Source organism: Pedobacter sp., from assembly GCF_039594775.1.
Taxonomy (GTDB): Bacteria; Bacteroidota; Bacteroidia; order Sphingobacteriales; family Sphingobacteriaceae; genus Pedobacter.
On record NZ_JBCNMT010000008.1, the window covers coordinates 188,712 to 212,572 of the forward strand.

The 23,861-nt window shown below is 39.4% G+C and carries 22 protein-coding genes, 1 tRNA gene and 1 other RNA gene; 10 read left to right on the top strand and 14 right to left on the bottom strand.

Annotated features, from left to right (window positions below):
• The first annotated feature begins 1 nt into the window (after window position 1).
• On the top strand, window positions 2-1,621 hold the full coding sequence (locus ABDV71_RS17290; protein ID WP_343534792.1) for an NADP-dependent glyceraldehyde-3-phosphate dehydrogenase: 1,620 nt from the start codon (window positions 2-4) through the stop codon (window positions 1,619-1,621).
• 353 nt (window positions 1,622-1,974) lie between these two features.
• Window positions 1,975-2,047, top strand: a tRNA-Lys gene (locus ABDV71_RS17295).
• Window positions 2,048-2,140: 93 nt separating this feature from the next.
• On the opposite strand, the gene ABDV71_RS17300 is transcribed toward ABDV71_RS17295, so the two are convergent.
• Complete coding sequence (locus ABDV71_RS17300; RefSeq protein ID WP_343534794.1) at window positions 2,141-3,193, bottom strand: DUF5694 domain-containing protein; 1,053 nt, start codon at window positions 3,191-3,193, stop codon at window positions 2,141-2,143.
• Window positions 3,194-3,444: 251 nt separating this feature from the next.
• Between ABDV71_RS17300 and ABDV71_RS17305 the strand changes: the two genes are divergently transcribed.
• Window positions 3,445-3,924, top strand: coding sequence for a GNAT family N-acetyltransferase (locus ABDV71_RS17305; RefSeq protein WP_343534796.1), 480 nt, complete (start codon window positions 3,445-3,447; stop codon window positions 3,922-3,924).
• 114 nt (window positions 3,925-4,038) lie between these two features.
• Here ABDV71_RS17305 and ABDV71_RS17310 read toward each other — a convergent pair whose 3' ends face one another.
• The 8 genes from ABDV71_RS17310 to ABDV71_RS17345 form a co-directional block, all read right to left on the bottom strand.
• Window positions 4,039-4,308 (bottom strand): hypothetical protein, encoded by a 270-nt coding sequence (locus ABDV71_RS17310; protein WP_343534798.1) that lies wholly within the window; start codon window positions 4,306-4,308, stop codon window positions 4,039-4,041.
• Window positions 4,309-4,313: 5 nt separating this feature from the next.
• On the bottom strand, window positions 4,314-4,613 hold the full coding sequence (locus ABDV71_RS17315) for a hypothetical protein (protein WP_343534800.1): 300 nt from the start codon (window positions 4,611-4,613) through the stop codon (window positions 4,314-4,316).
• A 101-nt stretch (window positions 4,614-4,714) separates the two neighbouring features.
• On the bottom strand, window positions 4,715-4,996 hold the full coding sequence (locus ABDV71_RS17320) for a hypothetical protein (protein WP_343534802.1): 282 nt from the start codon (window positions 4,994-4,996) through the stop codon (window positions 4,715-4,717).
• Window positions 4,997-5,048: 52 nt separating this feature from the next.
• Window positions 5,049-5,666, bottom strand: a complete 618-nt coding sequence (locus tag ABDV71_RS17325; RefSeq protein ID WP_343534804.1) for a hypothetical protein — start codon at window positions 5,664-5,666, stop codon at window positions 5,049-5,051.
• On the bottom strand, window positions 5,663-6,124 hold the full coding sequence (locus ABDV71_RS17330; RefSeq protein WP_343534806.1) for a hypothetical protein: 462 nt from the start codon (window positions 6,122-6,124) through the stop codon (window positions 5,663-5,665). The genes ABDV71_RS17325 and ABDV71_RS17330 overlap by 4 nt, the downstream gene beginning before the upstream one ends.
• Window positions 6,121-6,699: a hypothetical protein gene (locus ABDV71_RS17335; RefSeq protein ID WP_343534807.1), complete on the bottom strand. Its 579-nt coding sequence runs from the start codon at window positions 6,697-6,699 to the stop codon at window positions 6,121-6,123. The genes ABDV71_RS17330 and ABDV71_RS17335 overlap by 4 nt, the downstream gene beginning before the upstream one ends.
• A 41-nt stretch (window positions 6,700-6,740) precedes the next feature.
• Window positions 6,741-7,517, bottom strand: a complete 777-nt coding sequence (locus ABDV71_RS17340) for a hypothetical protein (RefSeq protein ID WP_343534809.1) — start codon at window positions 7,515-7,517, stop codon at window positions 6,741-6,743.
• A 326-nt stretch (window positions 7,518-7,843) separates the two neighbouring features.
• Window positions 7,844-9,532 (bottom strand): S41 family peptidase, encoded by a 1,689-nt coding sequence (locus ABDV71_RS17345; protein WP_343534811.1) that lies wholly within the window; start codon window positions 9,530-9,532, stop codon window positions 7,844-7,846.
• A gap of 163 nt (window positions 9,533-9,695) precedes the next feature.
• On the opposite strand from ABDV71_RS17345, the gene ABDV71_RS17350 reads away from it, so the two are divergent.
• The 5 genes from ABDV71_RS17350 (at window position 9,696) to ABDV71_RS17370 (ending at window position 13,027) form a co-directional block, all read left to right on the top strand.
• A complete protein-coding gene (locus tag ABDV71_RS17350) occupies window positions 9,696-10,190 on the top strand; it encodes a MarR family transcriptional regulator (RefSeq protein ID WP_343534813.1) in 495 nt (164 codons plus the stop codon).
• Window positions 10,187-10,948, top strand: coding sequence for a hypothetical protein (locus tag ABDV71_RS17355; protein WP_343534815.1), 762 nt, complete (start codon window positions 10,187-10,189; stop codon window positions 10,946-10,948). Before ABDV71_RS17350 ends, ABDV71_RS17355 begins: the two co-directional genes overlap by 4 nt.
• A gap of 13 nt (window positions 10,949-10,961) precedes the next feature.
• Window positions 10,962-12,035: a nitronate monooxygenase family protein gene (locus ABDV71_RS17360; protein WP_343534817.1), complete on the top strand. Its 1,074-nt coding sequence runs from the start codon at window positions 10,962-10,964 to the stop codon at window positions 12,033-12,035.
• Window positions 12,025-12,573, top strand: a complete 549-nt coding sequence (locus ABDV71_RS17365) for a GNAT family N-acetyltransferase (protein ID WP_343534819.1) — start codon at window positions 12,025-12,027, stop codon at window positions 12,571-12,573. The genes ABDV71_RS17360 and ABDV71_RS17365 overlap by 11 nt, the downstream gene beginning before the upstream one ends.
• Window positions 12,574-12,796: 223 nt before the next feature.
• Entirely contained in the window at window positions 12,797-13,027 is a 231-nt protein-coding gene (locus ABDV71_RS17370) for a hypothetical protein (RefSeq protein WP_113646203.1), read from the top strand.
• 62 nt (window positions 13,028-13,089) lie between these two features.
• On the opposite strand, the gene ABDV71_RS17375 is transcribed toward ABDV71_RS17370, so the two are convergent.
• The 3 genes from ABDV71_RS17375 to ffs form a co-directional block, all read right to left on the bottom strand.
• Window positions 13,090-13,929, bottom strand: a complete 840-nt coding sequence (locus ABDV71_RS17375) for an ATP-binding protein (RefSeq protein WP_343534824.1) — start codon at window positions 13,927-13,929, stop codon at window positions 13,090-13,092.
• Window positions 13,930-14,064: 135 nt separating this feature from the next.
• Window positions 14,065-14,724: a fructose-6-phosphate aldolase gene (gene fsa / locus ABDV71_RS17380; RefSeq protein WP_199130431.1), complete on the bottom strand. Its 660-nt coding sequence runs from the start codon at window positions 14,722-14,724 to the stop codon at window positions 14,065-14,067.
• A 78-nt stretch (window positions 14,725-14,802) separates the two neighbouring features.
• Window positions 14,803-14,902, bottom strand: an RNA gene (gene ffs, locus ABDV71_RS17385) — signal recognition particle sRNA small type.
• Between the two features lie 335 nt (window positions 14,903-15,237).
• Between ffs and gltB the strand changes: the two genes are divergently transcribed.
• Together gltB and ABDV71_RS17395 are read left to right on the top strand one after the other, a co-directional pair.
• Window positions 15,238-19,746, top strand: coding sequence for a glutamate synthase large subunit (gene gltB, locus ABDV71_RS17390; protein WP_343534828.1), 4,509 nt, complete (start codon window positions 15,238-15,240; stop codon window positions 19,744-19,746).
• Between the two features lies 1 nt (window position 19,747).
• The gene (locus ABDV71_RS17395) at window positions 19,748-21,217 is read left to right on the top strand and encodes a glutamate synthase subunit beta (RefSeq protein WP_343534831.1); all 1,470 of its coding nucleotides are present in this window, start codon (window positions 19,748-19,750) and stop codon (window positions 21,215-21,217) included.
• Between the two features lie 702 nt (window positions 21,218-21,919).
• On the opposite strand, the gene ABDV71_RS17400 is transcribed toward ABDV71_RS17395, so the two are convergent.
• Together ABDV71_RS17400 and queA are read right to left on the bottom strand one after the other, a co-directional pair.
• The gene (locus tag ABDV71_RS17400) at window positions 21,920-22,597 is read right to left on the bottom strand and encodes a 2-C-methyl-D-erythritol 4-phosphate cytidylyltransferase (RefSeq protein ID WP_343534833.1); all 678 of its coding nucleotides are present in this window, start codon (window positions 22,595-22,597) and stop codon (window positions 21,920-21,922) included.
• A gap of 117 nt (window positions 22,598-22,714) precedes the next feature.
• Entirely contained in the window at window positions 22,715-23,764 is a 1,050-nt protein-coding gene (gene queA / locus ABDV71_RS17405) for a tRNA preQ1(34) S-adenosylmethionine ribosyltransferase-isomerase QueA (RefSeq protein WP_113646196.1), read from the bottom strand.
• Between the last annotated feature and the right edge of the window lie 97 nt (window positions 23,765-23,861).

Consider the following 23,861-nt stretch of genomic DNA (forward strand, 5'->3'; position numbering starts at 1 on the left):
CATGTCCCTAAACTTAGAAAATCTGTTTCCCGCCGAAGCAGATGTTCCTGCCGAGTATGCACTCGAAGGACCCTTAGACCAGCGTAGCTATCTCTCCAACGGAGATATGTTGACCTGGTCGGGAGATGTGCACACCGTACTATCTCCAATTTGTATCAAAACCGCAAAAGGCTTGGAGCGAAAGCTAATTGGTACTTATCCATTATGTGGGGAAAAGGAAGCGCAAATTGCTTTAGATGCTGCCGTTCATGCCTATAACAATGGAAGAGGAGAGTGGCCTACCATGAGCGTAGCACAACGCATTGAATGCGTAGAAAAGTTCACCCGTGATATTATGGAGAAGAAGCAGGAAGTGGTGAAGCTGATCATGTGGGAAATTGGCAAAACCTACGGCGATTCGGTAAAGGAATTCGACAGGACCATCGAATATATCAATGCAACCATTGATGCCTTAAAAGATATTGACCGTAAATCTGCGGGTTTTACCATCGAACAAGGCATTGTGGCACAAATCCGCCGTTCACCTTTAGGCGTAGTGCTTTGTATGGGGCCATTTAACTATCCCTTGAACGAAACCTTTACTACGCTGATCCCCGCTTTGATCATGGGGAATACCATTTTATTCAAACCGCCTAAACATGGTACTCTATTGTTTTATCCATTGTTAAAAGCATTTAGGGACAATTTCCCTAAAGGCGTAGTCAACACCATTTACGGACGAGGCAATAAGATCATTCCAGGTTTAATGGAATCGGGTAAAATCAATGTGCTAACCTTGATCGGTTCAAGTAAAGTAGCCAATGAGTTGAAGAAAATGCACCCAAAAGTGAACCGATTGCGTGCCATTTTAGGTTTAGATGCCAAGAATGCAGCCATCATTACGGCCAACGCCGATTTGAAACTGGCGGTACAAGAAACCGTGTTGGGTTCGTTGTCGTTTAACGGCCAGCGTTGTACCGCCTTGAAAATCATTTTCGTGCATAAAAAGCATGTCGATCAGTTTGTAAAAGAACTGTCTGCCGAAATTGCCAAACTTAAATTTGGAATGCCTTGGCAAGATGGCGTATCCTTAACACCTTTGCCTGAACCTCAAAAGCCAGCCTATTTGCAGGAGCTAATAGATGATGCCGTAACCAAGGGAGCGCAAGTGGTTAATGAAAATGGTGGACAAACCAAAGAATCCTTTGTTTATCCGGCGGTGGTTTATCCGGTGACTAAAGAAATGAAACTGTATACCGAAGAACAATTTGGTCCGGTTATTCCAGTAGTAACTTTCGACGATATTGAAGAACCAATCAATTATTTGATTGAATCCACCCACGGACAACAGGTAAGTATTTTTAGTAATGCCAATGAAGAGGTAGCTGCTTTAATTGATCCGATCGTAAACCAGGTGAGTAGGGTAAACATCAATTGCCAATGCCAGCGAGGACCAGATGTATTTCCATTTACAGGAAGAAAAGACAGTGCCGAAGGAACACTTTCGGTAGTGGATGCCTTGAGGGCTTTTTCCATTCGTTCGCTGGTTGCCACCAAACTCAACGAGAATAATAAGCAGTTATTGAACGAAATTATCGACGGACACAACTCAAATTTCTTGAGTACAAAGTACCTGTTTTAGCGTTAAACTAGTCATTAAGCCCGTTATTGTAACATTCATGTGTCAATTAAAAAAAAAGAAAGAATATTTTCATAAATATTATAGAATTTGAAAAAATGTTTTTACATTTGGGCTTACCCTTTCGGGGGTATGTTTTTCATAGGTAGATGTAGGGTCAGGAACTAGTTTCTTGGCCCTTTTTTTATTTCCTCATTTTCTTGCGATTTTCAGATGAAAAATGCCCTTTATGAACTCAATATCCATTTTGGTTTTTCGACTGTTTCGAGGGCAAAAAAATATTTTATACTTTTTTAATAAATAGTTTGAAGCATTAATTAATATTTCTATATTTGCACCTCCTTAGAACGAAGGAAGATTCCGTAGCTCAGCTGGTAGAGCATTACACTTTTAATGTAGTGGTCCTGGGTTCGAATCCCAGCGGGATCACAGAAAAAAAAGGCGCATTTAACGATGCGCCTTTTCTGTTTTAATGTTATTCTGGGTTCGGAAATGTAGCTATACCTTTAGTGTAAAAATGATCTAGTTAACCTCATTAATGTTGCTCACTTTTACATTTGGCATCGTCTTAAAAATATCCTGCATGTATTTTCTATGATTAGCTCCCGCCAAAACTACTACTCTTTGAGCACCTATTTTTTTTGCCCTGTTCACCACGTTATTGCACATGCCTTCGTTTCGCATAATCCACCAATGTATTTTCGAAAGCATTTCTTCTCTAGGAAAGCCTTTCATGTGGTACATCACGGGCAGGTAGAAATCTCCGGAGGCAGAAATTTGGGACGCTTCATCAGTATTTAACCATTCTGTGACGGTATTGGAAGACATTTCGATTTGATCATATTTCGCATAGCCATTTTGAATGGTCGTTAAAGCTGATTTTAACTGATTTTTAAGCGAATCGCTGAGGCCTTTCCTGAACAAAGCGAATTTTGTGTCGAAAGCTTCCCAGGAGGCTTGCCAATTCAAATCGTACTCTTGGTTATCCATAGCAAGCAATTCCTTCATGCCTAACTCTCGCATCATAGGGAAGGCGATATAGGCATATTCCGATGTTTTCAACCTTCTCATGCTTCGCCCAGTAGTATCTAACTTAGGGCTAAGCAATTTGTTTACATAGCTTTCAAGTTCGGCATTGGGTTGTTGCTGTAGGGAGTGATGAACATGCCAAAATTGATAATGCCCATTGGCCACATCCTGATCAAGGTAATAAGCATGGGCCAACTCAGCTTTTATGCGATAATCATTGGGTCGCAGCAAAGATTGTTTTTTTAAACTATCGATGGTATGCGGCAGCAACTCTTCTTGTATTGGTTTATTGCTCCTCAGCATTTTCAGCCGGTTGATGTTTGGTTGTTTGCACCAATAATCCATCACCAAACGCTCGTCTTCTTTACTCAAAAACTCCCCAAAAAAGCCATCGGGCTTAAACTTTCTTATTTTTTGATGGATGCTGGAAAAATCTTGTTTAGGATATTTACTGTAATCATGAGAAACACCGATCAGTAAAACTTCAATATCTTGTGCTTTAGCGTTGATGGAGAGGAATAAAAATATAAAAAAGAGATACTTCATGTTTTGGTATAGAGGGTTAACAGCTAAATTAAAGATTAATTCCACTGCTTTTACATCCTCTAGGTGTAATAATTAGATTTAGTTGGCCATTACGCTTTCGGAATGCCATCGACAATATTATGAACTCGCTTTGGAATGTTAACATTTGAAATTAAATTTCGAATGAGAGTAGTTGAATAAATGAGTGAAAAGGTGCATTTAACGATGCGCCTTTTTTGATGTTTATTGCGATATTTGTGGCCACATAAGTTATGAATATCAGACCGATTACTGCAGCAGACAACTTGGCCATGGCCAATATCCTTAGATCAAGTTTAGAAGAGTTTGGATTAGACAAACCCGGAACCGCGTATTTTGACGAAAGTACCGACCGATTGTTTGAGAGTTTCCAAAAAGAAAGAACAGCCTATTTCATTGCGGAGGAAAATGGAGAAGTTTTGGGAGGCGCAGGCATTTATCCATCTAACGGTTTACCCAGTGATACCGTAGAGTTGGTGAAAATGTATATGTCGGCCTCAAGCCGTGGAAAGGGGATAGGCAAGCAATTGATGCTGAAATGTATCGAGTTTGCCAAATCGGTAGGTTATCAAAAAATCTATTTAGAAACTATGCCCGAACTCAGTTCGGCCGTAGCCGCTTACGAAAAGCTAGGCTTTAGATCATTAACCGGCCCCTTGGGCAATACCGGTCATTATTCGTGTACCATTTGGATGCTGCGTGAATTGGCGTGAGTAAAGCCTGCAAACGAAACTTTGCAGGCGCTTTGTTTTAGTCCTTCGGTCTGTGTTTATGAGGACTCAAATCTGGATGCTTCGGTTTTGTTTTGGAGTAATACGTCTTCTTTTCTAAATGTCCATTCTCATTAGCATCGTTTTTAATCTTTTCTCCAGCCCGGTGTTGCCAAGGCAATCCATCGGGCGCAGATTATCCAAAGCAGGTATTTCTCTTTCAATCCATGCTAATGCGACATCGCCAAATATTCCTCCAATAACATATGCCAGCGCCTCGTCAGGAAATATACTTTTCAATTCCGTAAATACCGCCGGCTCCGGCATAGTTCTGTAAAGTGCGGAAAATGCAATCCACTTGTCATCACCCGGATAATATTGTTCCAATTGTATCATTTTTTCACAACCTCTAATTTATCCTGATACGCCTGCGCATACAGTGCAATAATCTTTGTTAATATCAATTGCCGCTCTTCATCTGCTATCTTAGTTCCGTTATCCCACCGCTTGATACTCTTTGGGTCAATTACCGCAAATCGGGCCGATATATCACAGATCAGGGCATCATTATTCTTCTGAAAAAACAATTCTTCGCCTCTTCCCAGTATCTTAATTTTATAGAAAGTTCCGTCCTCTTCTTTTATCTCATGGCATCCGGAAATGGTCGATTTTATTTCTTTTACGTAATTCATTCGTTTATTTTTTATTTTACCATCTTCGGTAGTGAGTAATTTTGTAGCATGGAGCGCCCTAATATACATCCCCTGTGTGTGAAATTTTTAACATGGGCGGTTCATAGAAACACACTGATTGCTGTAAATACTGTCCTATCGGAACCAAGTCTTAATTGCTTTTTATTGCCAAAAATGAAAATCAATTCTCCTTTATGATAATCTATATGGATATTCTTTATAGTTTCCATCCCCTTAAAGAAATATCTACCTGTGATGTTGAAATTGATTTTTTCACCAATCAGATCGATACTGCCACAGGGTTGACTACCGGACACGACATCGAGCCGGAGATAACCTTCGTTCACCAATTCATATGATATGATTCTTAGTTTTGTTGGCATCTGTTTTTTAAAATGATATATTATTGAACTTTAAATACGTAGGCATGCCATTTCATTCCTGTATTCCTTTGGTTTGAACTTTGCTGAACTTACCATTGCTTTCTACCATGTATGTTTCTTTTTCAGAAATAGGCTCCTCGCTCATCCAATTGCTGTGCGTAATCGTGATTTTATCTTTTTCTATTTTACTGGTCTTACTAAACGCTGATTCGGCCACTTCATCGTAAGCAATGACCAGCTCGTCTATTATTCTGTCTTTCTTATCAAAGGTGAGCAATGTGGTGAATAGCTCATTTTCACCAGCCCGATAAGTAATCACCACTGAACTGAAACTGTCGGAGAAAGGGATTCTATAGTTGAGCCTGAAGTTTGTGGCATCTTTACGCTTGGGATCAAACTTAATCCTTTTCAGGAAGCCTTGTTTGTCAGGTATCCCGGATTTCTCAAAGTTTTCGAATCGTGTAGTATCCGTGATCGGAAAATGTCGAATGGGAAGCCATTGTAACGGATTTGCAGTGGTTGATGTACTGGTTGTTGTTGCGGTATGCAAACTATCGTCTCCGGCTGACGCTTGCACTAAAGCACTTTCATTGGTTTCCTTTTCTGTTTTGTTATGGCAGGCTGCAAAAAGTATTGTAGCCAGAAAAAAAAGTATGGTTAATTGTTTCATTTCGTCTTTTTTAAAATCAGTTGTTGTTTTGTTCTTTCTATACTGTAGGTGCTTTCAAGGTGATGTTGTCCCGAATAATCGCTGTAATCAAATTTCAATTTTAATAACCCATTTTCAACACTCCATTTGGAGTTGTTTATTTTCAAATTTTGGATAGCTGATGTGCCATCACCAAATTCGCCATAGGTTTCAACTTTTATAGTATCGTCCTCTGTATTGAAAATAATCGTATTGTAGGTAGGAAATATTTCCTGTTGGAAATTTCTATCCTTTGCATTGCTAAAGGTCAAAACGCTATCTTGCCAATCATTTCGTACCGCCCATTCTCCGTCTAACTTTTTCATAAATTCCGTTTCCTTAACTGAATTGCCGGAAGGAAGTTCAGGTGTGTGTTTAAGGGTTCCATTGTTGCAAGAAATTGCAAGTAATATAATTGATAATATGGCTATATTTTTCATTTAACAGTGTGATAAACGTCGAAAGCTGTGTATATCCGGGTTTCTTTCAGCCTCCCATTTTTATAAATTTCTTCCTTATCCTTTTCGCCTGACTTCTTATTGAACCAGGTGACTTTTGTTAGCTGCCTGTCGCTGTCGAAGTGTTCAATTTTTTGAGTCCTACCATCCACCTGAAAGTGGATGGCATTCAATATGCCGTTCTTTTTATAATAATAAGTTTTGGAATTATAGAAATTCCCCTCAAGGGTTTTGCCTTCAAAAACATATTTCGCTGTATATTTACCTTCTTTTGCAAGCTGCCCCTCCGTATTGTATATGAAGTAATAAGTCTCATCTTGGGGTGCTTTTAATTGATAATTGATGACCAATTTAGCTTTCCCCTCAGGGTAACTTTGAACGGTTTCTTCAGAACTGAAAACAGTTGTGTCATTCTGCGAAACCCATAATGTGTCTATATCCTGCACGCCTGTCTTTTTATGGAGCTTATAAATTACTTTATGTTCGTCGGATGTTTGGACGTTATTACATTTGGCAACTGCTAATGTGATGGGAATAATAAACAGCAATATTTTCATATGGATTACTTTTTAACTTGTCCTATTGGTAAGGAACGTTATTAGTTGACGATTTTAATTTTGTAAAACTCATATTCATTACCCTCTTCCTTGTATTGGGTTACCAGCCCAAAATAGAGCGTATGGTCGTCTGTCCAAAATTCCTTTTCAATTACACATAGCCATTTACCCGTTTTCTTTTTGAAGATTTCATTGAGGTCAAGAACCTTTTGATATTTACCTTTTTCCTTCATTTGGATAAAATGGTTAAAACACTCCTGTCCCTCAAATATTTTGTTCAACCGATATTTTCCGGTAAGCGATGTGGTGATGTAATTCAAATTGCCGACCTCATAAGTATCCCTTCCCGTTTTCAAATCAAAGCTTCTATCCGTAGTATGACCACATTCCAATAAAAGGACGTCTTCCTCCGGGAAATAGGTGCTAAAACTACATTCATCCAATTGGTAGGAGGCATCGGAGGTAATGCCATTTCTGAAGTTTATCTTTTTGATGCCCAAATGGCCATCTAATTTTTCAAATATTACGATTCCCTCTAATGCCTTTTGTACAATTTTAAAATCGGTAATTTTTTCAACTGGTTTGTTTAGACTGGCATTTTGCTTGTCCCGTTCAAACTGAGCGCTGGTAATTTTTTCTATTGTTACACGAGTTGAACGCGGACTGGATTTAATAGTGTTAGGAGTTTCTATTTTTGTATGCTCGTTTTTTTGGGGAGCTTGTGTTGTAACCTCTTTTGTAGTTGACTGGTTACAGGAAATTACAATCATAGACAGAATGATTATTGCTGATGTTTTTAGGTATAATCCGAAACTCATTTTAGGCAAATTTTATTGAATTTAAATTTTTAGTAGAAAGTATAAAGGAGTATTTATAGCTTGCTTTATGATTTGGTTCTAATTGGACTACGGCGGAAAATATACAACAAAGTCTTTGCCAAAATTTTTATTGAAAAAGTTAGCTACAGAAGGTTCTATTTTTCTATTAAATCTTTACTCTAGGTTCGAATTTGAGTGGAATAAAAAAGCCTCAATGAAAACTGAGGCTTTTTTATTTTGGGTGAACCATATTATTGGCCAAAGACTTATGAAGTTTTTAAAACTTCGTAAGTCTAGCATAGAATGTTGACGTCAATAAAGATACCTTAACGTTTACGTAAAATCTCCAGTGCTTTTTCTAATGTCGCGTCGCGGCCTTTTAGTACATCGCTTATGGTTGTTTTCACCAGTACATTTGGCTGTACACCAACACCTACAAACTTTTTTCCATCTGGATAGGTGTCTTCCTTGCTACATACTCTGGCCCAACCGCCACCAGGTAAATTAAAACTAAGAGGTTGTCCAGTGCTACCACCAGTGGGCTGTCCAATGAGTTCCCCACGCTGCATGCAGTCAAATGCTACCGCAAAATCTTCAGCAGCAGAATAGGTTCTTGCACCGATCAACAACACAACAGGCATTTGATAAAGACGTTTTTGGTCAGGTTCAATTGAGCCGGGATTGTCAAAATACCATTCTTTACCAAATCTTGGATTATAACTGGGAATTCTTGAGGTTGAGGTAGAAGTTCCCTTGCTGGTTAAGGTAGACAATATACGATATCCAATCCAGCTATCGCCGCCTCCGTTATTACGTATGTCAATAACAAGCCCTTTCGTTTTAGCAATTTCCTGATATAGCGAATCAAACTGTTTAACAATGGATTCATCATCAAAGTCGTTCAATTGCAAATACCCATAACCATCTATTGCCTTGAAAATGACTGATTTTTGAACTTTATTATTGGTATAACCACTTCGGTTGACCAATTGAGACCATTGCTTATTTTTTGAATTACGGAGATATAATTTTACGGGTTCTTTTTCGGCGCCATTGAGCAGCCCATATGAATATTTGCGTATCTCAAGGTCTTGTGGGGTAGAGGCACTTTGGTAAGGTTCTATATTGTTTTTTGCATAAGTATGCACATCTATATCATTTATGCTCATAATTTCCAAACCAGGTACAATACCGGCTTTAAGCAAACTGTCATTGTTAACAGCCGTAATCAATACCCGTCCCTCTATCAGCTCTGTACGAATTGGAGGACGTGAATTAAATTGCTTACGTAGTTCGGCAGGGAAAAAAACATTGGTGTGGCCATCATTTAAACTTGCATAAAAACGTTGTAGCACCTTATAATAGTCGGCTGTGCTTGTGGTTGCACGTACTTGGGGTAAAAACGCTAAGTAGGTTTTGTTCCAGTCGGTGGTAAGTTTGTCAAGGTATACGAAATTGTATTTAGCATTCATCCAAAGTGATGAAAGCCCAGCTATCTTTTCATCCTCTGAAAGATCAACCTGATATTTTGAACTGATTGCTTTCCCTTGCCACATACTTGCCCTGAGTTTAAACTGGTCAATTAGTGAAACAACTTGAGGTATTTTTCTAAATTCCGTGAAAACCGAATCCTTTGCAATTAGCGTATACCAGGGTGAATTGATATCGTATAATTGGTTTAATACTTGTGTTGCCTCTGCGTATTGCCGATTACGAACATAAGCAGTTAGAAGGTCAAGGTAAGTGTCGCCCTTACGAAATTTTAAATAGAAATTTCCTTGTGTCGAAGCTTTAAATGCAGGATTGTTGAGATAGTTTAAGGCAGAAGTGAGGATGTTGATACTTTGATCTAGCTGTGATTTACCAGCACCAGGATTCCTCCAAAGTGGACGTGCCTGATTGCGCATAGCCTGAACAGAGTCGGCAATATTATCAGCGCTTAACAACTTTTGTTGCGAAAATGCGCAGACGGAACTAAGCGATACAAAAACAGTTAAAAGAGCAATTTTTATCATATGAAAATGGTTTGGTTTTATCTCAAGACTCCAATACCGTATGAATGTTGCATGGGTCGACAAAAAGGGGAGCAATTTTGATAAAACTTTCAAAATAAAAAAAAATAAAGTTAACTATATAGTTTGCTTCGTTTTTATATATTTGTAGCCCAACCACTGTAAAATGAGTTTAGATTTTATCAAAGACCTTGGCTATAAGGCACTAGACAGTCGCTTTAAACGCATTAGCGATCGCATGGCCCACGACGTGAGAAAACTCTACAAAGAATTTAACATTGATATAGAACCTAATTGGTATCTCGTATTCATGTTGCTGCAAAAAAAAGGAGAGATTTCTATCGTTACCATTGCCGATTCTTTGGGATACGCCCATCCATCGGTAGTTACTATCGTTAAAAAAATGGCTGAAAAGGATTACCTGCACATTAAAAAAGATCAGGTAGACAAGCGAAAGCAGATGATTTCGCTATCGCCAAAAGCCATAGAAATGCTTCCACAATTAGAACAAATTTGGCACAGTTGCGAGAAAGCTATTTTAGAACTATTATCAGGCGATTTGGTTATTCTTCAATACCTGGATCATATAGATGCCGCATTAAAAACTACTTCATTCCATCAACGATTTAGACAAGAATATTTAAACTCAAAAGAATCATGAAAGCACTTTTATTGACCTTTACACTCCTTTGCAACTTAGCAGTTTATGCTGTTGAAACAAAAGTAATGATCAGAGCTAAGGCCAGAGATGCAAAATTTATTGGCAGCTCATTAGGAGGGGCCTATGTCATTGTTAGAAATAAAGCCAATCAGCAAATTTTGGCCGAAGGAAAAACAACTGGAAGCACAGGAAATACCGAGCTGATCATGAAAACGCCTAAAACCCGTGCAATCTCCATTGCTGATGAGAAGACAGCAGGTTTTGTGGCTAAAATAGACATAGAGGAACCAACGTTTGTGAGCATAGAAGTTGTTTCACCTTATAATTTAAAACAAGTACAGGCCACAGTAACTACCGAATTATGGCTAATCCCAGGAAAACATATTCTTGGAGATGGTATTGTTTTAGAAATACCCGGATTTATTATCGATATCCTGAAACCTAGAACCCATCAATACATTTCATTGAAGGACATCAAGGACAAACCCTTTCAATTCCAAGCTAATGTGGTAATGATGTGCGGTTGTGTAATCGACAAAGGAGGTGTATGGAATTCGGAAGATATGGAAGTAAAAGGCATCCTTAAAAAGGACGGAAAATACCTTAAAGAAGTTAAAATGTCATGGATTTCTACAAATTTGTTTGAAGGAAGCGATTTCATTAACACACCCGGAAACTATGAGCTAATTTTGTATGCCTACGATGAGAAGACGGGAAATACAGGTATCGACAAAGTGAATTATGTGGTTTTTGAATAGAAAATAAGCGCATATGAAATGGGAAAATAGCATCAGCCAGATATTAGGTGTTCAATATCCAATGATTCAAGCACCCATGTTTGGAGTAACTACGCCGCAAATGGTTGCCGCTGCAGCTAAGGCCAATGTGTTGGGCTCCTTATCGCTAGGCGATCTACCTGCCGATAAATGTGTGGAAGCAATTCGAGCTACCAAGGCATTAACCAATCAACCTTTTGCGGTTAATATTTTCGTAAATGCCATTCCCCAGCTTTCCGCCGAACTTAGAATCCAATATGCGCATACCAAGCAGTTTGTGGAGAAGCTGGCACAACAATACCATTTAGAAGCGAATATACCCGATATTGACGACATAAAATTCACCGATTATCATGAACAAGTAGAGGCTATTATTGCTGAAGGGTGTAAGCTTGTGAGCTTTACATTTGGGAATTTTGATGCGCAGAGCATTCAAAAATTTAAAGATAATGGTGTTATTTTAATAGGCACTTGCACCTCTGTAAAGGAAGCTGTTTTATTAGAACAATCGGGTATAGACCTCATTTGCGTGCAAGGCATTGAAGCAGGAGGGCACAGAGGTAGTTTTATAGATGCTGATATTCCGCAAATTGGTGGTTTATCGCTTTTATCACAGGTTTATGATCGTGTGAAAACACCACTTATTTATGCGGGAGGTATTTATAATGCTAAAACACTATGGGCCTCAAAAATATTGGGAGCGCAAGCCTTTCAAATAGGTAGTTTATTATTAGGAACTAAAGAAAGTGCTTTGCAAGAATTCGAAAAGCAAAGACTAAGAAATGCAACCGAAGCAGATATTATACTTACCAAAAGTTTCTCTGGACGTTACGCCCGGGGACTTAAAAACGCTTTTATCGATGCGCTGGAACATACCGAATGGGTATTACCTTATCCCTATCAAAATAAACTTACTAGCGAATTAAGAAAGTTGGCCAAAGCCAATAGCAATGCAGATTTTGTGAGCATTTGGGCTGGACAATCTATTAACGAGTATAGCGGAAGTTCAACTACTGAAATTATACAACAACTTATTCAAGAAACCGAAAAATTCCACCATGACTTTTAGCGTACAACCCATTTTAGAAAATGAAAATGTAAAACTTATTCCCTTACAGGAAACCGATTTCGAAGCACTTTACGAAGTTGCATCAGATCCAAAAGTTTGGGAACAGCACCCAAATAAAGACCGTTGGAAAAGGGAGGTGTTCAAAAATTTCTTTGATGGCGCCATGCAAAGTAAGGGAGCCTTTAAAATTGTAGACAAAACAAACGATAAAGTAATTGGCAGCACAAGGTTTTATGATTACGACCCACAAGATGATAGCATTTTAATAGGCTATACCTTTTATGGTACCGCTTGTTGGGGTAAGGGCATTAATCAAGCGGTAAAGAAAATCATGTTAGATTATATCTTTCAATTTGTGTCAAAAGTGAATTTACATGTAGGCGCTACCAATATACGTTCGCAAATTGCAGTGGGGCGCATTGGTGCCGAGAAGATAGCAGAACAAGAAGTGACTTATTTTGGAGAACAACCTAAATTGAATTTCGTCTATCAAATTGACCAAGCCAAATGGAATGAAATTCGAGAAAACTATCTCTAAAATCATCTGCTATCATTGGTAAACCTCATGCCCTATGTTTCTATGTGTTTAAATTTTCTCGTTTAATTAACAAAACCACATAGGCACATAGCAAACTCAGCATTAACAAGTGTGTGGTTCTTTTTTTATAAGCATGAAGGTGCTTAACACTAAACTAACCTATTTAATATTTTAGTGACTTTTTGTTAACATTAACTTAACATTTAGCAATTACCTTTAATCTATGAATTATCCGGTATTTATTTTCCATGAATTAGTGCTCCGTTTTTCGTATGTCAATCGCCAAATTGGTAGATACATTTCTAGCACCATTGAAAATGGCGAGTGTTTGATCAGAACAACGAGCGGTAAAATTAGCATTGCGCAGGACCTGCTGGAGAAACAGTACAAAGACCCAAGCCAAATCTCTTCACAACAATTGCAAGAGCTAGCTTCGGCATTTCAAGCAGAATAATAAGTCAAAGCATGTTTTTTGCCGATAGGTAACATTATTTGTTGCCCATTTTGTGATGTCACTTATTTAAGTTGATAGGCAACCACACTGTTTTGGTTAAAAGTAGGGACGTAAATAATCCTTTCTTTAGCGTTGTGGCCAATATCAGCAGTGTTCATTTTTCCCTGCGTATCCAATAACTTCTCGAAAGTTCCATTGGCATTTACATAGTAAATAATACCAGCCCAGCAAGTAACGATAAAATCGCCATTACCCACGGGCTCTAAACCATCGCCGCCTTTTTCAAAACCTTTGGCAATTACTTTTACCTGTTTTTGGGCATCAATCTGCCAAAGTTCGGTGCTTGCCAAAACATAAAGCATATTATTTAACCACTTTAGCCCGTTGGCACCTTTGGCGTTTTCCATAAATACGGAGTATTCGCCATTATTAATTTTGTAGATTTTATGTGTTCTGGTATCAGAGGCATAAACATTTCCCTGATCATCAACAGTAAGGTCGTTTAAAAAAACAGCACCTTCAATTTCCAGTTTATCTTTGATTTTTCCACTACGAATATCAACGCTAACCACAGCAGTAAGGTCAGCTATATATAAAGTATTGCGATAGAGGGCCAAACCCTTTGGCGCGTTTAATCCCGTAACCCAATGTGCATTTTTCACGGAACCATCTAAATTCAGTATAGCTACACCACCTTTTCCGTCTTTCATGTTGCCAGGGCCATCAATTAAGCTTACAAATAATTCCTTTGTATCTGCTTTATAAAGTACTGATTCAGGTACAGGCAAACTTTCTTTAGCTTCCCAAAGCGGGGCCGATAATTGATGTTGTGCCCAAGCATTGCCGCCTAACATAGTAGCCGCCATTACAGACAAAGAGATAAGTACGTTTTTAGCTTTCATTATTGTAAAGTTATAATAACCTTGCAAAAACAAGAAAGTTTAGGCCCAATTGTTTTAACAAAAGAAAATAATCGGACATAAAAAAAGCCTTCGGGTAAAACCGAAGGCCTTTATAAATAAGGTAATAAATATTGCTTATTTTCCAGCAGCTTTAGCATGGTCAGCTAAGAAAGTAGCCAAACCGCTATCAGTTAACGGATGTTTTAACAAGCCTGTAATTGCCGAAAGAGGAGCCGTAATTACATCAGCGCCAATTTTAGCACAATTAACAATATGTAAAGGACCACGAATAGAAGCTGCTAAGATCTGAGTTTCATAAGCGTAGTTATCAAAAATCAAACGGATATCTTCAATTAAAGTTAAACCATCGGTAGAAATATCATCTAATCTGCCTAAAAATGGAGATACATAAGTAGCACCAGCTTTAGCGGCCAATAATGCTTGGGCAGGAGAGAAGATTAAAGTACAATTGGTTCTGATACCTTTTCCGCTAAAATATTTAATAGCTTTTAAGCCTTCTTTGATCATCGGCACCTTCACCACAATTTTAGGATTTAGGGCCGCTAAAGCTTCGCCCTCCTTAATAATGCCTTCGTAATCTGTAGCAATTACCTCTGCACTTACATTATCGTCAACAATGTCGCAAATTGCTTTATAATGGTTGATAACGTTTTCATCTCCAGTAATGCCTTCTTTGGCCATTAAACTAGGGTTGGTGGTCACGCCATCTAAAACGCCCAAATCTTGTGCTTCTCTAATTTGATCTAGATTGGCGGTGTCGATAAAAAATTTCATGTTTATTTAAATAAAAGGTTTTTAGAACAAAGACCCTGATTATTTATATTCCCCCTTCAGGGGGATAAGGGGTAAAAAAAAGGGCAAGCAACTTTTATCGCATCGCTACAACCTTCTACCCTTGCTTTGTTCCCAACCTGGGGGAGTTCAAAGGGAGCTGATCGTAAAAGACTTGCCCGGCACAAAGGTAGTAAAAGCATACGTTTTACAAAATATAAAATCATTTAATTTTTTAATGTTTTTTAAGTTGTTAAAGGTCAATATGTTGCGTATTGTATGATTTTGTCTAGTTTTTATGAAATATTGCTTTAAAGCATTTAAACATCACATTTACTTGTGTATTGCTTTGATAAAATTTTAATTGGTAACGTTTTCTTTTATTATATTGATAATTTGAAAGCTTATTTTTATCTATAATATAGTTTTTTGATAATTTTTTTATCAAATATATAATTTGTTTTATTTTTTTCTTATCTTAGTGTTCACTACACACTAACTACAACCAACTAATAAATGGAAAATTTAAATGAACAACAGGGTTTGTACCGTGACAGTTTTGAGCATGACGCTTGCGGTATAGGTTTTGTTGCCCACGTGAAAGGGAGAAAATCACATCAGAACATTTCAGATGCGCTTACCATTTTGGAGAATTTGGATCACCGAGGCGCATGTGGTGCTGAACCTAATACCGGAGATGGTGCCGGTATCATGATACAGGTTCCCCACGAATTCCTATTTGACGAATGTTTACGTACCGGATTTAGTTTGCCCCAATATGGTGACTACGGCGTAGGCATGCTCTTTATGCCCAAAGAAATTAGGGCCAGAGAAGAGTGTCGAGAAATTATTTACCGCACCGCAGAAAAGCTGGGCTTTGAAGTGCTTGGATTTAGAAAAGTACAGGTAGATACAACAGACATTGGCCAAATGGCTCTTTCTGTAGAACCTGAAATTGAGCAAGTCTATGTATCTCGTCCTTACAATGTGCCTGCCGGTGCCGATTTTGAACGTAAGTTATTTGTGCTTAAAACTTACATCACCAAAACCATTTACAATTCTGTAAAAGACAGTAAGCAGGATTTTTACGTAGCGTCTTTTTCGTCGCGAACCATTGTGTACAAAGGACAGCTTACCTCTTTACAGGTGCGCACTTATTTTGCCGAGCTTAGTGATAAGCGTATGGTGTCAGCGTTTGGTTTGGTGCATTCTCGTTTTGCAACCAATACATTCCCGTCTTGGCGTTTGGCGCAACCATTTAGGCATATTGCCCATAATGGTGAAATCAATACGTTGCAAGGCAATTTGAACTGGTTTAGGTCAAGTGTGAAATCATTTGCATCACCATACTTTACTCCGGAGGAGTTGAATATGATTTTGCCGGTGATTGACGAAACTCAGTCAGATTCGGGATGTTTAGATAATGTAGTAGAATTATTGTTGCATGCAGGCCGTTCGTTGCCGCATGTGTTAATGATGTTAATACCAGAAGCGTGGGACGGAAACAAGGATATGGATCCGATCAAAAGCGCTTTCTATCAATTCCATGCTTCATTAATGGAGCCTTGGGATGGTCCGGCAGCTATTGCCTTTACCGACGGTAGCCTAATTGGAGCTACTTTAGATAGAAATGGTTTACGTCCATCACGTTACGTGTTGACCAGTGACGATCGAGTAATTATGGCATCTGAATCGGGAGCGGTTGAGATTGACCAAAGTACAGTGATTGAAAAAGGTAGACTTACCCCAGGCAAAATGTTTGTAGTTGACATGGAGCAGGGACGTATCATTAGTGATGATGAAATCAAACAGCAAGTTTGTGGCCGTCGCCCTTATGCAGACTGGATTAACCAATATCAAATCAAATTGGAAGAACTCCCAGAACCAAGGGTAATGTTCACCAATCTGTCAGAAGAATCGATTTTTAATTACCAACAGGTATTTGGATATACAAGGGAAGATATTGATTTATTGCTTAAGCCTATGGCAATAGATGGTAAGGAGGCGATTGGTTCAATGGGTACAGATACGCCATTAGCAGTGCTTTCTAAACAACCTCAGCACTTGTCTTCTTATTTTAAACAGTTGTTTGCGCAAGTGACCAATCCGCCAATTGACCCTATCCGTGAGCGAGTAGTGATGAGCTTGGCTGGATTTATGGGGAATAATGGAAACCTATTGGAAGAAAACCAAATGCAATGTCATTGCGTTGGGATCAAACATCCTATATTAACCAATCCCGAGTTGGAAAAACTAAGAAGTATTGATACAGGCCTATTCCAATCTAAAACCCTACAAATGTATTTTAGGGCCGATGGAAAAGCTGGATCACTGCAAAAAGCCTTAGATCGTTTATGCCGTTACGCAGTGGATGCTGTAGAAGACGGCTTTCAGGTGATCATTTTGAGCGATAGAGCGTTAGATTCAACCCACGCAGCCATCCCTTCATTATTGGCAGTTTCGGCAGTGCATCATCACCTGATCAGAAAAGGTTATAGAGGAGCTGTAGGCATTGTGGTAGAAGCGGGCGATGTTTGGGAAGTACATCATTTTGCCACCTTAATTGGTTTTGGAGCTACAGCGGTAAACCCTTATCTAGCTTTGGAAACGATCAATACTTTCCAAAAAGAAAGCGGCTTAACACAAGATCAATTAAACTATAACTATATCAAATCCGTAAAAGATGGATTGTTAAAGATTTTCTCGAAAATGGGAATTTCAACCTTGCAATCATATCACGGAGCGCAGATTTTCGAAATTCTGGGAATTAACCAACAAGTAGTAAACACACACTTTACAGGAGCAGTTTCTCGTATTGGAGGGTTAGGTTTAGATGAAATTGCCCAAGAAGCCTTGATCAAGCATAACCGTATTTTCGGAAAACACACCCAAACAGAACATATCCTAACGGCGGGTGGTACCTATAAATGGAGAAGACGTGGCGAAAAACACCTGTTCAATCCAGAAACCATCCACCTCTTGCAAAATGCAACCCGTAGGAATGATTTTGTAACGTTCAAGAAATATTCGAAACTTGTTAACGAACAAACCACACAAGCCTATACCATTAGAGGGCTATTCGATTTCAACTACTCACGTCCATCCATTAGTATTGATGAAGTAGAACCGATCGAAAATATCTTTAAAAGATTTGCTACAGGCGCAATGTCTTTCGGGTCAATTTCGCACGAGGCGCACTCTACTTTGGCAATTGCCATGAACAGGATTGGCGGTAAAAGTAACACTGGTGAAGGAGGCGAAGACGAAATCCGTTACCAAACCATGGCCAACGGCGATTCAATGCGATCGGCCATCAAACAAATTGCTTCGGCACGTTTTGGCGTAACCAGTTACTATCTAACCAATGCCGATGAGTTGCAGATCAAAATGGCGCAGGGAGCAAAACCAGGAGAAGGGGGGCAGTTACCAGGTCACAAAGTGGATGATTGGATTGCAAAAGTTCGTCACTCCACCCCAGGCGTAGGTCTGATCTCGCCACCTCCACACCACGATATCTATTCGATCGAAGATTTGGCGCAGTTGATCTACGATTTGAAGAATGCGAACAGGGCCGCCAGAATTAACGTGAAGTTAGTGTCTAAGGCGGGCGTAGGAACCATTGCAGCAGGGGTAGCCAAAGCACATGCCGATGTGATCTTGGTTTCTGGTTACGATGGAGGTACAGGAGCTTCGCCGTTAACCTCTATCCAACATGCGGGGCTTCCTTGGGAGCTTGGCTTGGCCGAAGCGCACCAAACTTTGGTGAAAAATCGCTTAAGAAGTAGGGTAGTGCTACAAACCGATGGACAGTTAAAAACAGGTAGGGATATTGTGATTGCAACCTTGTTGGGCGCAGAAGAGTGGGGTGTTGCTACCGCTGCCCTGGTAACCTCGGGCTGTATCATGATGCGTAAATGTCACTTGAATACTTGTCCAGTAGGTGTAGCTACGCAAGATCCTAACTTAAGAAAGCTGTTTACAGGCGAGGCCGATCATGTAGTGAATTTATTCTATTTCCTAGCACAGGAAGTACGTGAATTGATGGCAGAGCTTGGTTTCAGAACCGTAAATGAAATGGTTGGACAATCTGATCTGTTAAAACCAAGAGAAGTAGCCGATGCGGATTGGAAATTGAAATATGTAGACCTATCACCAATTTTATATAAAGAACCTGCAAATGGTCAACCCCTATACAATACCGAAAGTCAAGATCATGGTTTAGATAAAGTATTGGACCATCAGTTGATTGCAGCAGCACAGCCAGCTATTTTAAATAACGAACCCGTGTTTGCCAGCTTTGATGTGAAAAATACCGATCGATCTATAGGTACCATGCTATCTAATGAGATTTCAAAAGTACATAAGAGTGCAGGTTTGGCACCAGACACCGTTAACTTCAAATGCTTCGGTTCTGCCGGACAAAGTTTCGGTGCCTTCGCTACCAAAGGCTTAACCCTTACTTTAGAAGGTGAAGGTAACGACTACGTAGGTAAAGGTTTGTCGGGAGCAAAATTAGTAGTTTATCCATTTGCCAACATCAACTATGTGCCGGAGCAAAATATCATCATCGGCAACGTAGCGCTCTACGGAGCAACTTCAGGTGAGCTTTATGTTCGTGGTAAAGCAGGTGAGCGTTTTGCCGTGCGTAACTCGGGAGCTACTGCAGTAGTAGAAGGTATAGGCGATCACGGTTGTGAGTACATGACAGGTGGTGAAATATTGGTTTTGGGCGATACCGGAAGCAATTTTGCAGCAGGAATGAGTGGTGGTATGGCTTGGATTTACGACACCAGCAAAACCTTCGCCAACAAATGCAACCCAGAAATGGTAGATCTTGATCCACTACAACCAGAGGACGAAACAAGAATACTTACACTGTTGAAAAACCATGCAAGGCTAACCAGCAGTAAAGTAGCCGAGTTCATATTAAGCGACTGGGAAAATCAATCGCAACACTTTGTGAAAGTTTTCCCTAAAGAATACAAAGCAGTTTTATTACAACGTACACAAGTAAAAATTAACTAAGATGGGAAAAGTGACAGGATTTTTTGAATACGAAAGGGTTTCGCCTTCAAAACAAACGCCGCAAGAACGTTTAAAGCACTATGATGAGTTTGTTTCATTGCTGCCATCTGACGAGTTGAATAAGCAATCAGGACGTTGTATGGATTGCGGCGTGCCATTTTGCCAATCGGGTTGTCCGTTAGGAAATGTTATTCCTGAATTTAACGATGCCGTTTATCAAGGCAAATGGCTGCAAGCTGCTGAAATTTTATTAAGCACCAATAACTTCCCGGAGTTTACAGGTAGAATTTGTCCCGCACCATGTGAAAGTGCTTGCGTGTTGGGCATCAACAAATCGCCGGTATCTATTGAGGAAATTGAGAAGCATATCATTGAAATTGCTTTTGAAAAAGGCTATATCAAAGCCAGCGAGCCCTTAATTAGAACAGGTAAAAGAGTAGCTGTGGTAGGTTCTGGTCCTGCTGGGTTGGCCGCTGCCGCTCAGTTGAACAAAGCAGGTCACGAAGTAGTTGTTTTTGAACGTGATGATGTAGCGGGAGGATTGTTGCGCTATGGTATTCCTGACTTTAAGCTACAAAAGGATGTGGTAGAAAGAAGGATTAAGCTGATGGAAGAAGAAGGCATTACATTCCAATATAATGCTAACGTGGGTGAAAATGTGGAGATAAGCACCTTATTACGCGAATATCAGGCCATTGTTTTAGCTGGTGGTTCTACCATTCCTCGTGATTTGAAATTGCCAGGAAGAGAAGCAAAAGGAGTTCATTTTGCAATGGATTTCCTAAAACAGCAAAACAAGCGTGTAGGTGGTCGTAAAATCGAAGTAGAGGAAATTACTGCTACAGGCAAAAACGTAATCGTAATTGGTGGTGGCGATACAGGCTCAGATTGTATCGGAACCTCTAACCGTCATGGAGCAAAATCAGTAACCCAATTCGAGATCATGCCAATGCCTCCACAATTGCGTACAGAACATATGCCTTGGCCAAGCTATCCAATGCTATTGAAAATCACTACTTCACATGAAGAGGGTGCACAAAGAGCTTGGTCTGTAAACACTAAAGAGTTTATTAAAGACGAACAAGGAAACTTAAAAGCCCTGAAAGTAGTTGATGTAGAATGGGATATTGATTTAGCTACCGGCAGACCTCTTGGATTTAAAGAAGTTGCAGGTACCGAAAAAGAATATCCTTGTGAATTAGTGCTGTTGGCAATGGGTTTCTTGCATCCTCAAAAAGAAGGCTTAATTGAAAAATTAGGCGTTGAACTGGATGAAAGAGGCAATGTTAAAGCGATAGAAGGAAACTATCAGACCAATATCCCTAAGATTTTTGCCGCTGGAGATATGCGCAGAGGGCAGTCATTAGTAGTTTGGGCCATTTCCGAAGGGCGTGAAACCGCTCGTAAAGTAGATGAATACCTCATGGGCTATAGTAAACTGCCATCAAAAGATGCCGTAGCTTACGCATAAGAATTTGCTTTTATACTTTTACACCCTAAGTGTCCATGATTTCATGGGCACTTTTTTTGTTTATCGCTTCCGCGTCGGTTGAGGTGCAACTATTTATTTCGCAGAGATATATACTGTCCTGTAGATTGTTTTCCTGATCGCTTTCTCGCTCTTTAAGGGGGAGATGTCCAAAGGATAGAGAGGTGGGAACTTTCTCCTCGTGCCTCATTGAAATGATGACAGGGTTTATTGTTTGTTGGCCGCGAAGCGCGATGGTTCTTGCATACACTATCGTTTTTGCGTCATCTCGATTAGAAGCGCAGCGTAACAGAGAGATCTTTGAACTTTGTTGTACTTAAAAATATTGGATGGTCGCTAGATTTCTCCGCTACGGTCGAAATGACGGCGGGTGTAATGTAGTGCTTATTGGTTATAAAGGATGTAATTTCCTTGTGAAAAGGTAATATATAACACGAGAAGCGCTGTTGCACGAATCGTGTCATGCCACCTCGATTGGCAATCGTAATGCCTGACAATAGATTGATTGTTAGATTTCTCCTCGTGCCTAGTCGAAATGACGGTAGGGTTATAGCCCCATACAGTCACGAAGTGGTGTAATTATTCTAGGAAATTATATTAATAAACAAACAACCCTGAAAGGGTGATATGAGGTGATGGGTGTTCAGTCGTTTCGAGCTTACTGAAATGACGGCTATCAATATACTACCCAGGAATATGATGCTTCAATAGGAACGATGCCAGCTCCAAATCCTCTGGAAAAGTAATTTTGATGTTGTTTCTACTGCCTTCAACCAAATTAATGGGAAAGCCAGCGGCCTCAACAACCGAAGCATCATCGGTGAATTTTTTAGAAAAACGTTGCTGGTAAGCAGTGCGCAGCTGTTCCAAATCGAAAGTTTGTGGCGTTTGGATCAGTACCAGTTTATCGCGATTAATGATTTTGCTCACATTGTTTTGGAGTTTTCTTACCGAATCGCTGGGTTTAACACAAGGTATGGCATTTCCAATCTCCAGCGCTTCCTTAAACGTTTGGGTAATTAAACTGTGGCTTACCACAGGTCTTACGGCATCATGCACTGCTACCACGCCATCTTCTTTAATAGACATTAGGCCATTCCTTACCGAGTGGAAACGTTCTTTTCCTCCTTCTACCAAAGTATGTGGAATATCGAAATGATACTTTAAGCACAAATCCTTCCAATATTGATGGTCGGTTTTGTTAAGCACTAAAATGATCTCAGGTTGGATCTCTGAAAGGTGAAAAGCCTGTAATGTATGCATCATTACAGGCTTATGATTAAGCAATAAAAACTGTTTGGCTATTGCAGATTGCATTCTTTTGCCTGAACCACCAGCTACTATTATTGCGTAGAATTTCATTTTGTTAGTATTTAGATATTAGTATTTAGTAGTTAAAACAACTATTATACTAACTAGTTTTTGTCGGTTTTTAGTATGTAAATGTCTATCTAAACACTAAAAACTAACTACTAATATCTATATAATCAACATTGCATCACCATAGCTATAGAAACGATATTTTTCCTTTACAGCTACTTCATATGCATTCATTACATTTTCATAACCACCAAAAGCACTTACCATCATCAATAAAGTAGATTCAGAAGTGTGGAAATTGGTGATCATTGAATTGGCAATACTAAAATCATAAGGAGGGAAGATGAACTTGCTAGTCCAATCATTCGCAGCTTTCAAAGTCTTGTTAGCAGAAACTGCAGATTCGATAGCACGCATTGAAGTGGTACCAACGGCACAAATTCTTCTTTTGTCCTCAATACCTTTGTTTACAATGTCAGCATCTTTTTGCTCGATAATGAATTGCTCGGAATCCATTTTGTGCTTGGTTAAGTCCTCAACCTCAACTTGACGGAAAGTACCCAAACCAACGTGTAACGTTACCTCAGCAAACTCAATACCTTTAAGTTCAAGGCGTTTCATTAGTTCTCTGCTAAAGTGTAAACCAGCGGTAGGAGCAGCAACAGCACCTTCGTGTTTAGCAAAAATCGTTTGGTAACGCTCTTTGTCCATTTCGGTAGCTTTACGCTTGATGTATTTAGGTAGAGGAGTTTCTCCCAAAATTTCAACGTTTCTTCTGAATTCCTCATCAGTACCATCAAATAGGAAGCGAATAGTACGGCCGCGTGAAGTGGTATTGTCCACAACCTCAGCAACCAATAAATCATCATCTCCAAAATAAAGCTTGTTTCCTACACGGATTTTACGTGCTGGATCAACCAAAACATCCCACAAACGTAACTCTTTGTTTAGTTCACGTAAAAGGAATACTTCTATGGTAGCACCGGTTTTTTCCTTGTTGCCATATAAACGGGCAGGAAAAACCTTGGTGTTGTTAAGGATCATTACATCTTTATCGTCAAAATAATTTAAAACATCTTTGAAGATTTTATGCTCAATCTTACCGGTATCTTTATGTAGTACCATTAAACGTGCTTCATCTCTTTCTTCGGCAGGATCAGAAGCCAGAAGTGAGTCGGGTAGATTGAACTTGAATTGAGATAATTTCATGTGTAATTTATATTGTTTTTTATCTGCCAGATGGAATTTGCCTGTAAAACTTCGATCTATTGTGAATAGAAGAAGCGTATTTTAGGCTATTTCATGC

Excerpts from the sequence above, each read along its gene's own strand:
- fsa (WP_199130431.1), bottom strand. The coding sequence starts at position 14,724 with ATGAAATTTTTTATCGACACCGCCAATCTAGATCAAATTAGAGAAGCA.
- ABDV71_RS17290 (WP_343534792.1), top strand. The coding sequence starts at position 2 with ATGTCCCTAAACTTAGAAAATCTGTTTCCCGCCGAAGCAGATGTTCCT.
- ABDV71_RS17340 (WP_343534809.1), bottom strand. The coding sequence starts at position 7,517 with ATGAGTTTCGGATTATACCTAAAAACATCAGCAATAATCATTCTGTCT.
- ABDV71_RS17400 (WP_343534833.1), bottom strand. The coding sequence starts at position 22,597 with ATGAAATTCTACGCAATAATAGTAGCTGGTGGTTCAGGCAAAAGAATG.
- ABDV71_RS17325 (WP_343534804.1), bottom strand. The coding sequence starts at position 5,666 with ATGAAACAATTAACCATACTTTTTTTTCTGGCTACAATACTTTTTGCA.
- ABDV71_RS17370 (WP_113646203.1), top strand. The coding sequence starts at position 12,797 with ATGAATTATCCGGTATTTATTTTCCATGAATTAGTGCTCCGTTTTTCG.
- queA (WP_113646196.1), bottom strand. The coding sequence starts at position 23,764 with ATGAAATTATCTCAATTCAAGTTCAATCTACCCGACTCACTTCTGGCT.
- ABDV71_RS17395 (WP_343534831.1), top strand. The coding sequence starts at position 19,748 with ATGGGAAAAGTGACAGGATTTTTTGAATACGAAAGGGTTTCGCCTTCA.
- ABDV71_RS17355 (WP_343534815.1), top strand. The coding sequence starts at position 10,187 with ATGAAAGCACTTTTATTGACCTTTACACTCCTTTGCAACTTAGCAGTT.
- ABDV71_RS17365 (WP_343534819.1), top strand. The coding sequence starts at position 12,025 with ATGACTTTTAGCGTACAACCCATTTTAGAAAATGAAAATGTAAAACTT.
- gltB (WP_343534828.1), top strand. The coding sequence starts at position 15,238 with ATGGAAAATTTAAATGAACAACAGGGTTTGTACCGTGACAGTTTTGAG.
- ABDV71_RS17375 (WP_343534824.1), bottom strand. The coding sequence starts at position 13,929 with ATGAAAGCTAAAAACGTACTTATCTCTTTGTCTGTAATGGCGGCTACT.
- ABDV71_RS17350 (WP_343534813.1), top strand. The coding sequence starts at position 9,696 with ATGAGTTTAGATTTTATCAAAGACCTTGGCTATAAGGCACTAGACAGT.
- ABDV71_RS17305 (WP_343534796.1), top strand. The coding sequence starts at position 3,445 with ATGAATATCAGACCGATTACTGCAGCAGACAACTTGGCCATGGCCAAT.
- ABDV71_RS17300 (WP_343534794.1), bottom strand. The coding sequence starts at position 3,193 with ATGAAGTATCTCTTTTTTATATTTTTATTCCTCTCCATCAACGCTAAA.
- ABDV71_RS17345 (WP_343534811.1), bottom strand. The coding sequence starts at position 9,532 with ATGATAAAAATTGCTCTTTTAACTGTTTTTGTATCGCTTAGTTCCGTC.
- ABDV71_RS17360 (WP_343534817.1), top strand. The coding sequence starts at position 10,962 with ATGAAATGGGAAAATAGCATCAGCCAGATATTAGGTGTTCAATATCCA.
- ABDV71_RS17320 (WP_343534802.1), bottom strand. The coding sequence starts at position 4,996 with ATGCCAACAAAACTAAGAATCATATCATATGAATTGGTGAACGAAGGT.
- ABDV71_RS17315 (WP_343534800.1), bottom strand. The coding sequence starts at position 4,613 with ATGAATTACGTAAAAGAAATAAAATCGACCATTTCCGGATGCCATGAG.
- ABDV71_RS17330 (WP_343534806.1), bottom strand. The coding sequence starts at position 6,124 with ATGAAAAATATAGCCATATTATCAATTATATTACTTGCAATTTCTTGC.
- ABDV71_RS17335 (WP_343534807.1), bottom strand. The coding sequence starts at position 6,699 with ATGAAAATATTGCTGTTTATTATTCCCATCACATTAGCAGTTGCCAAA.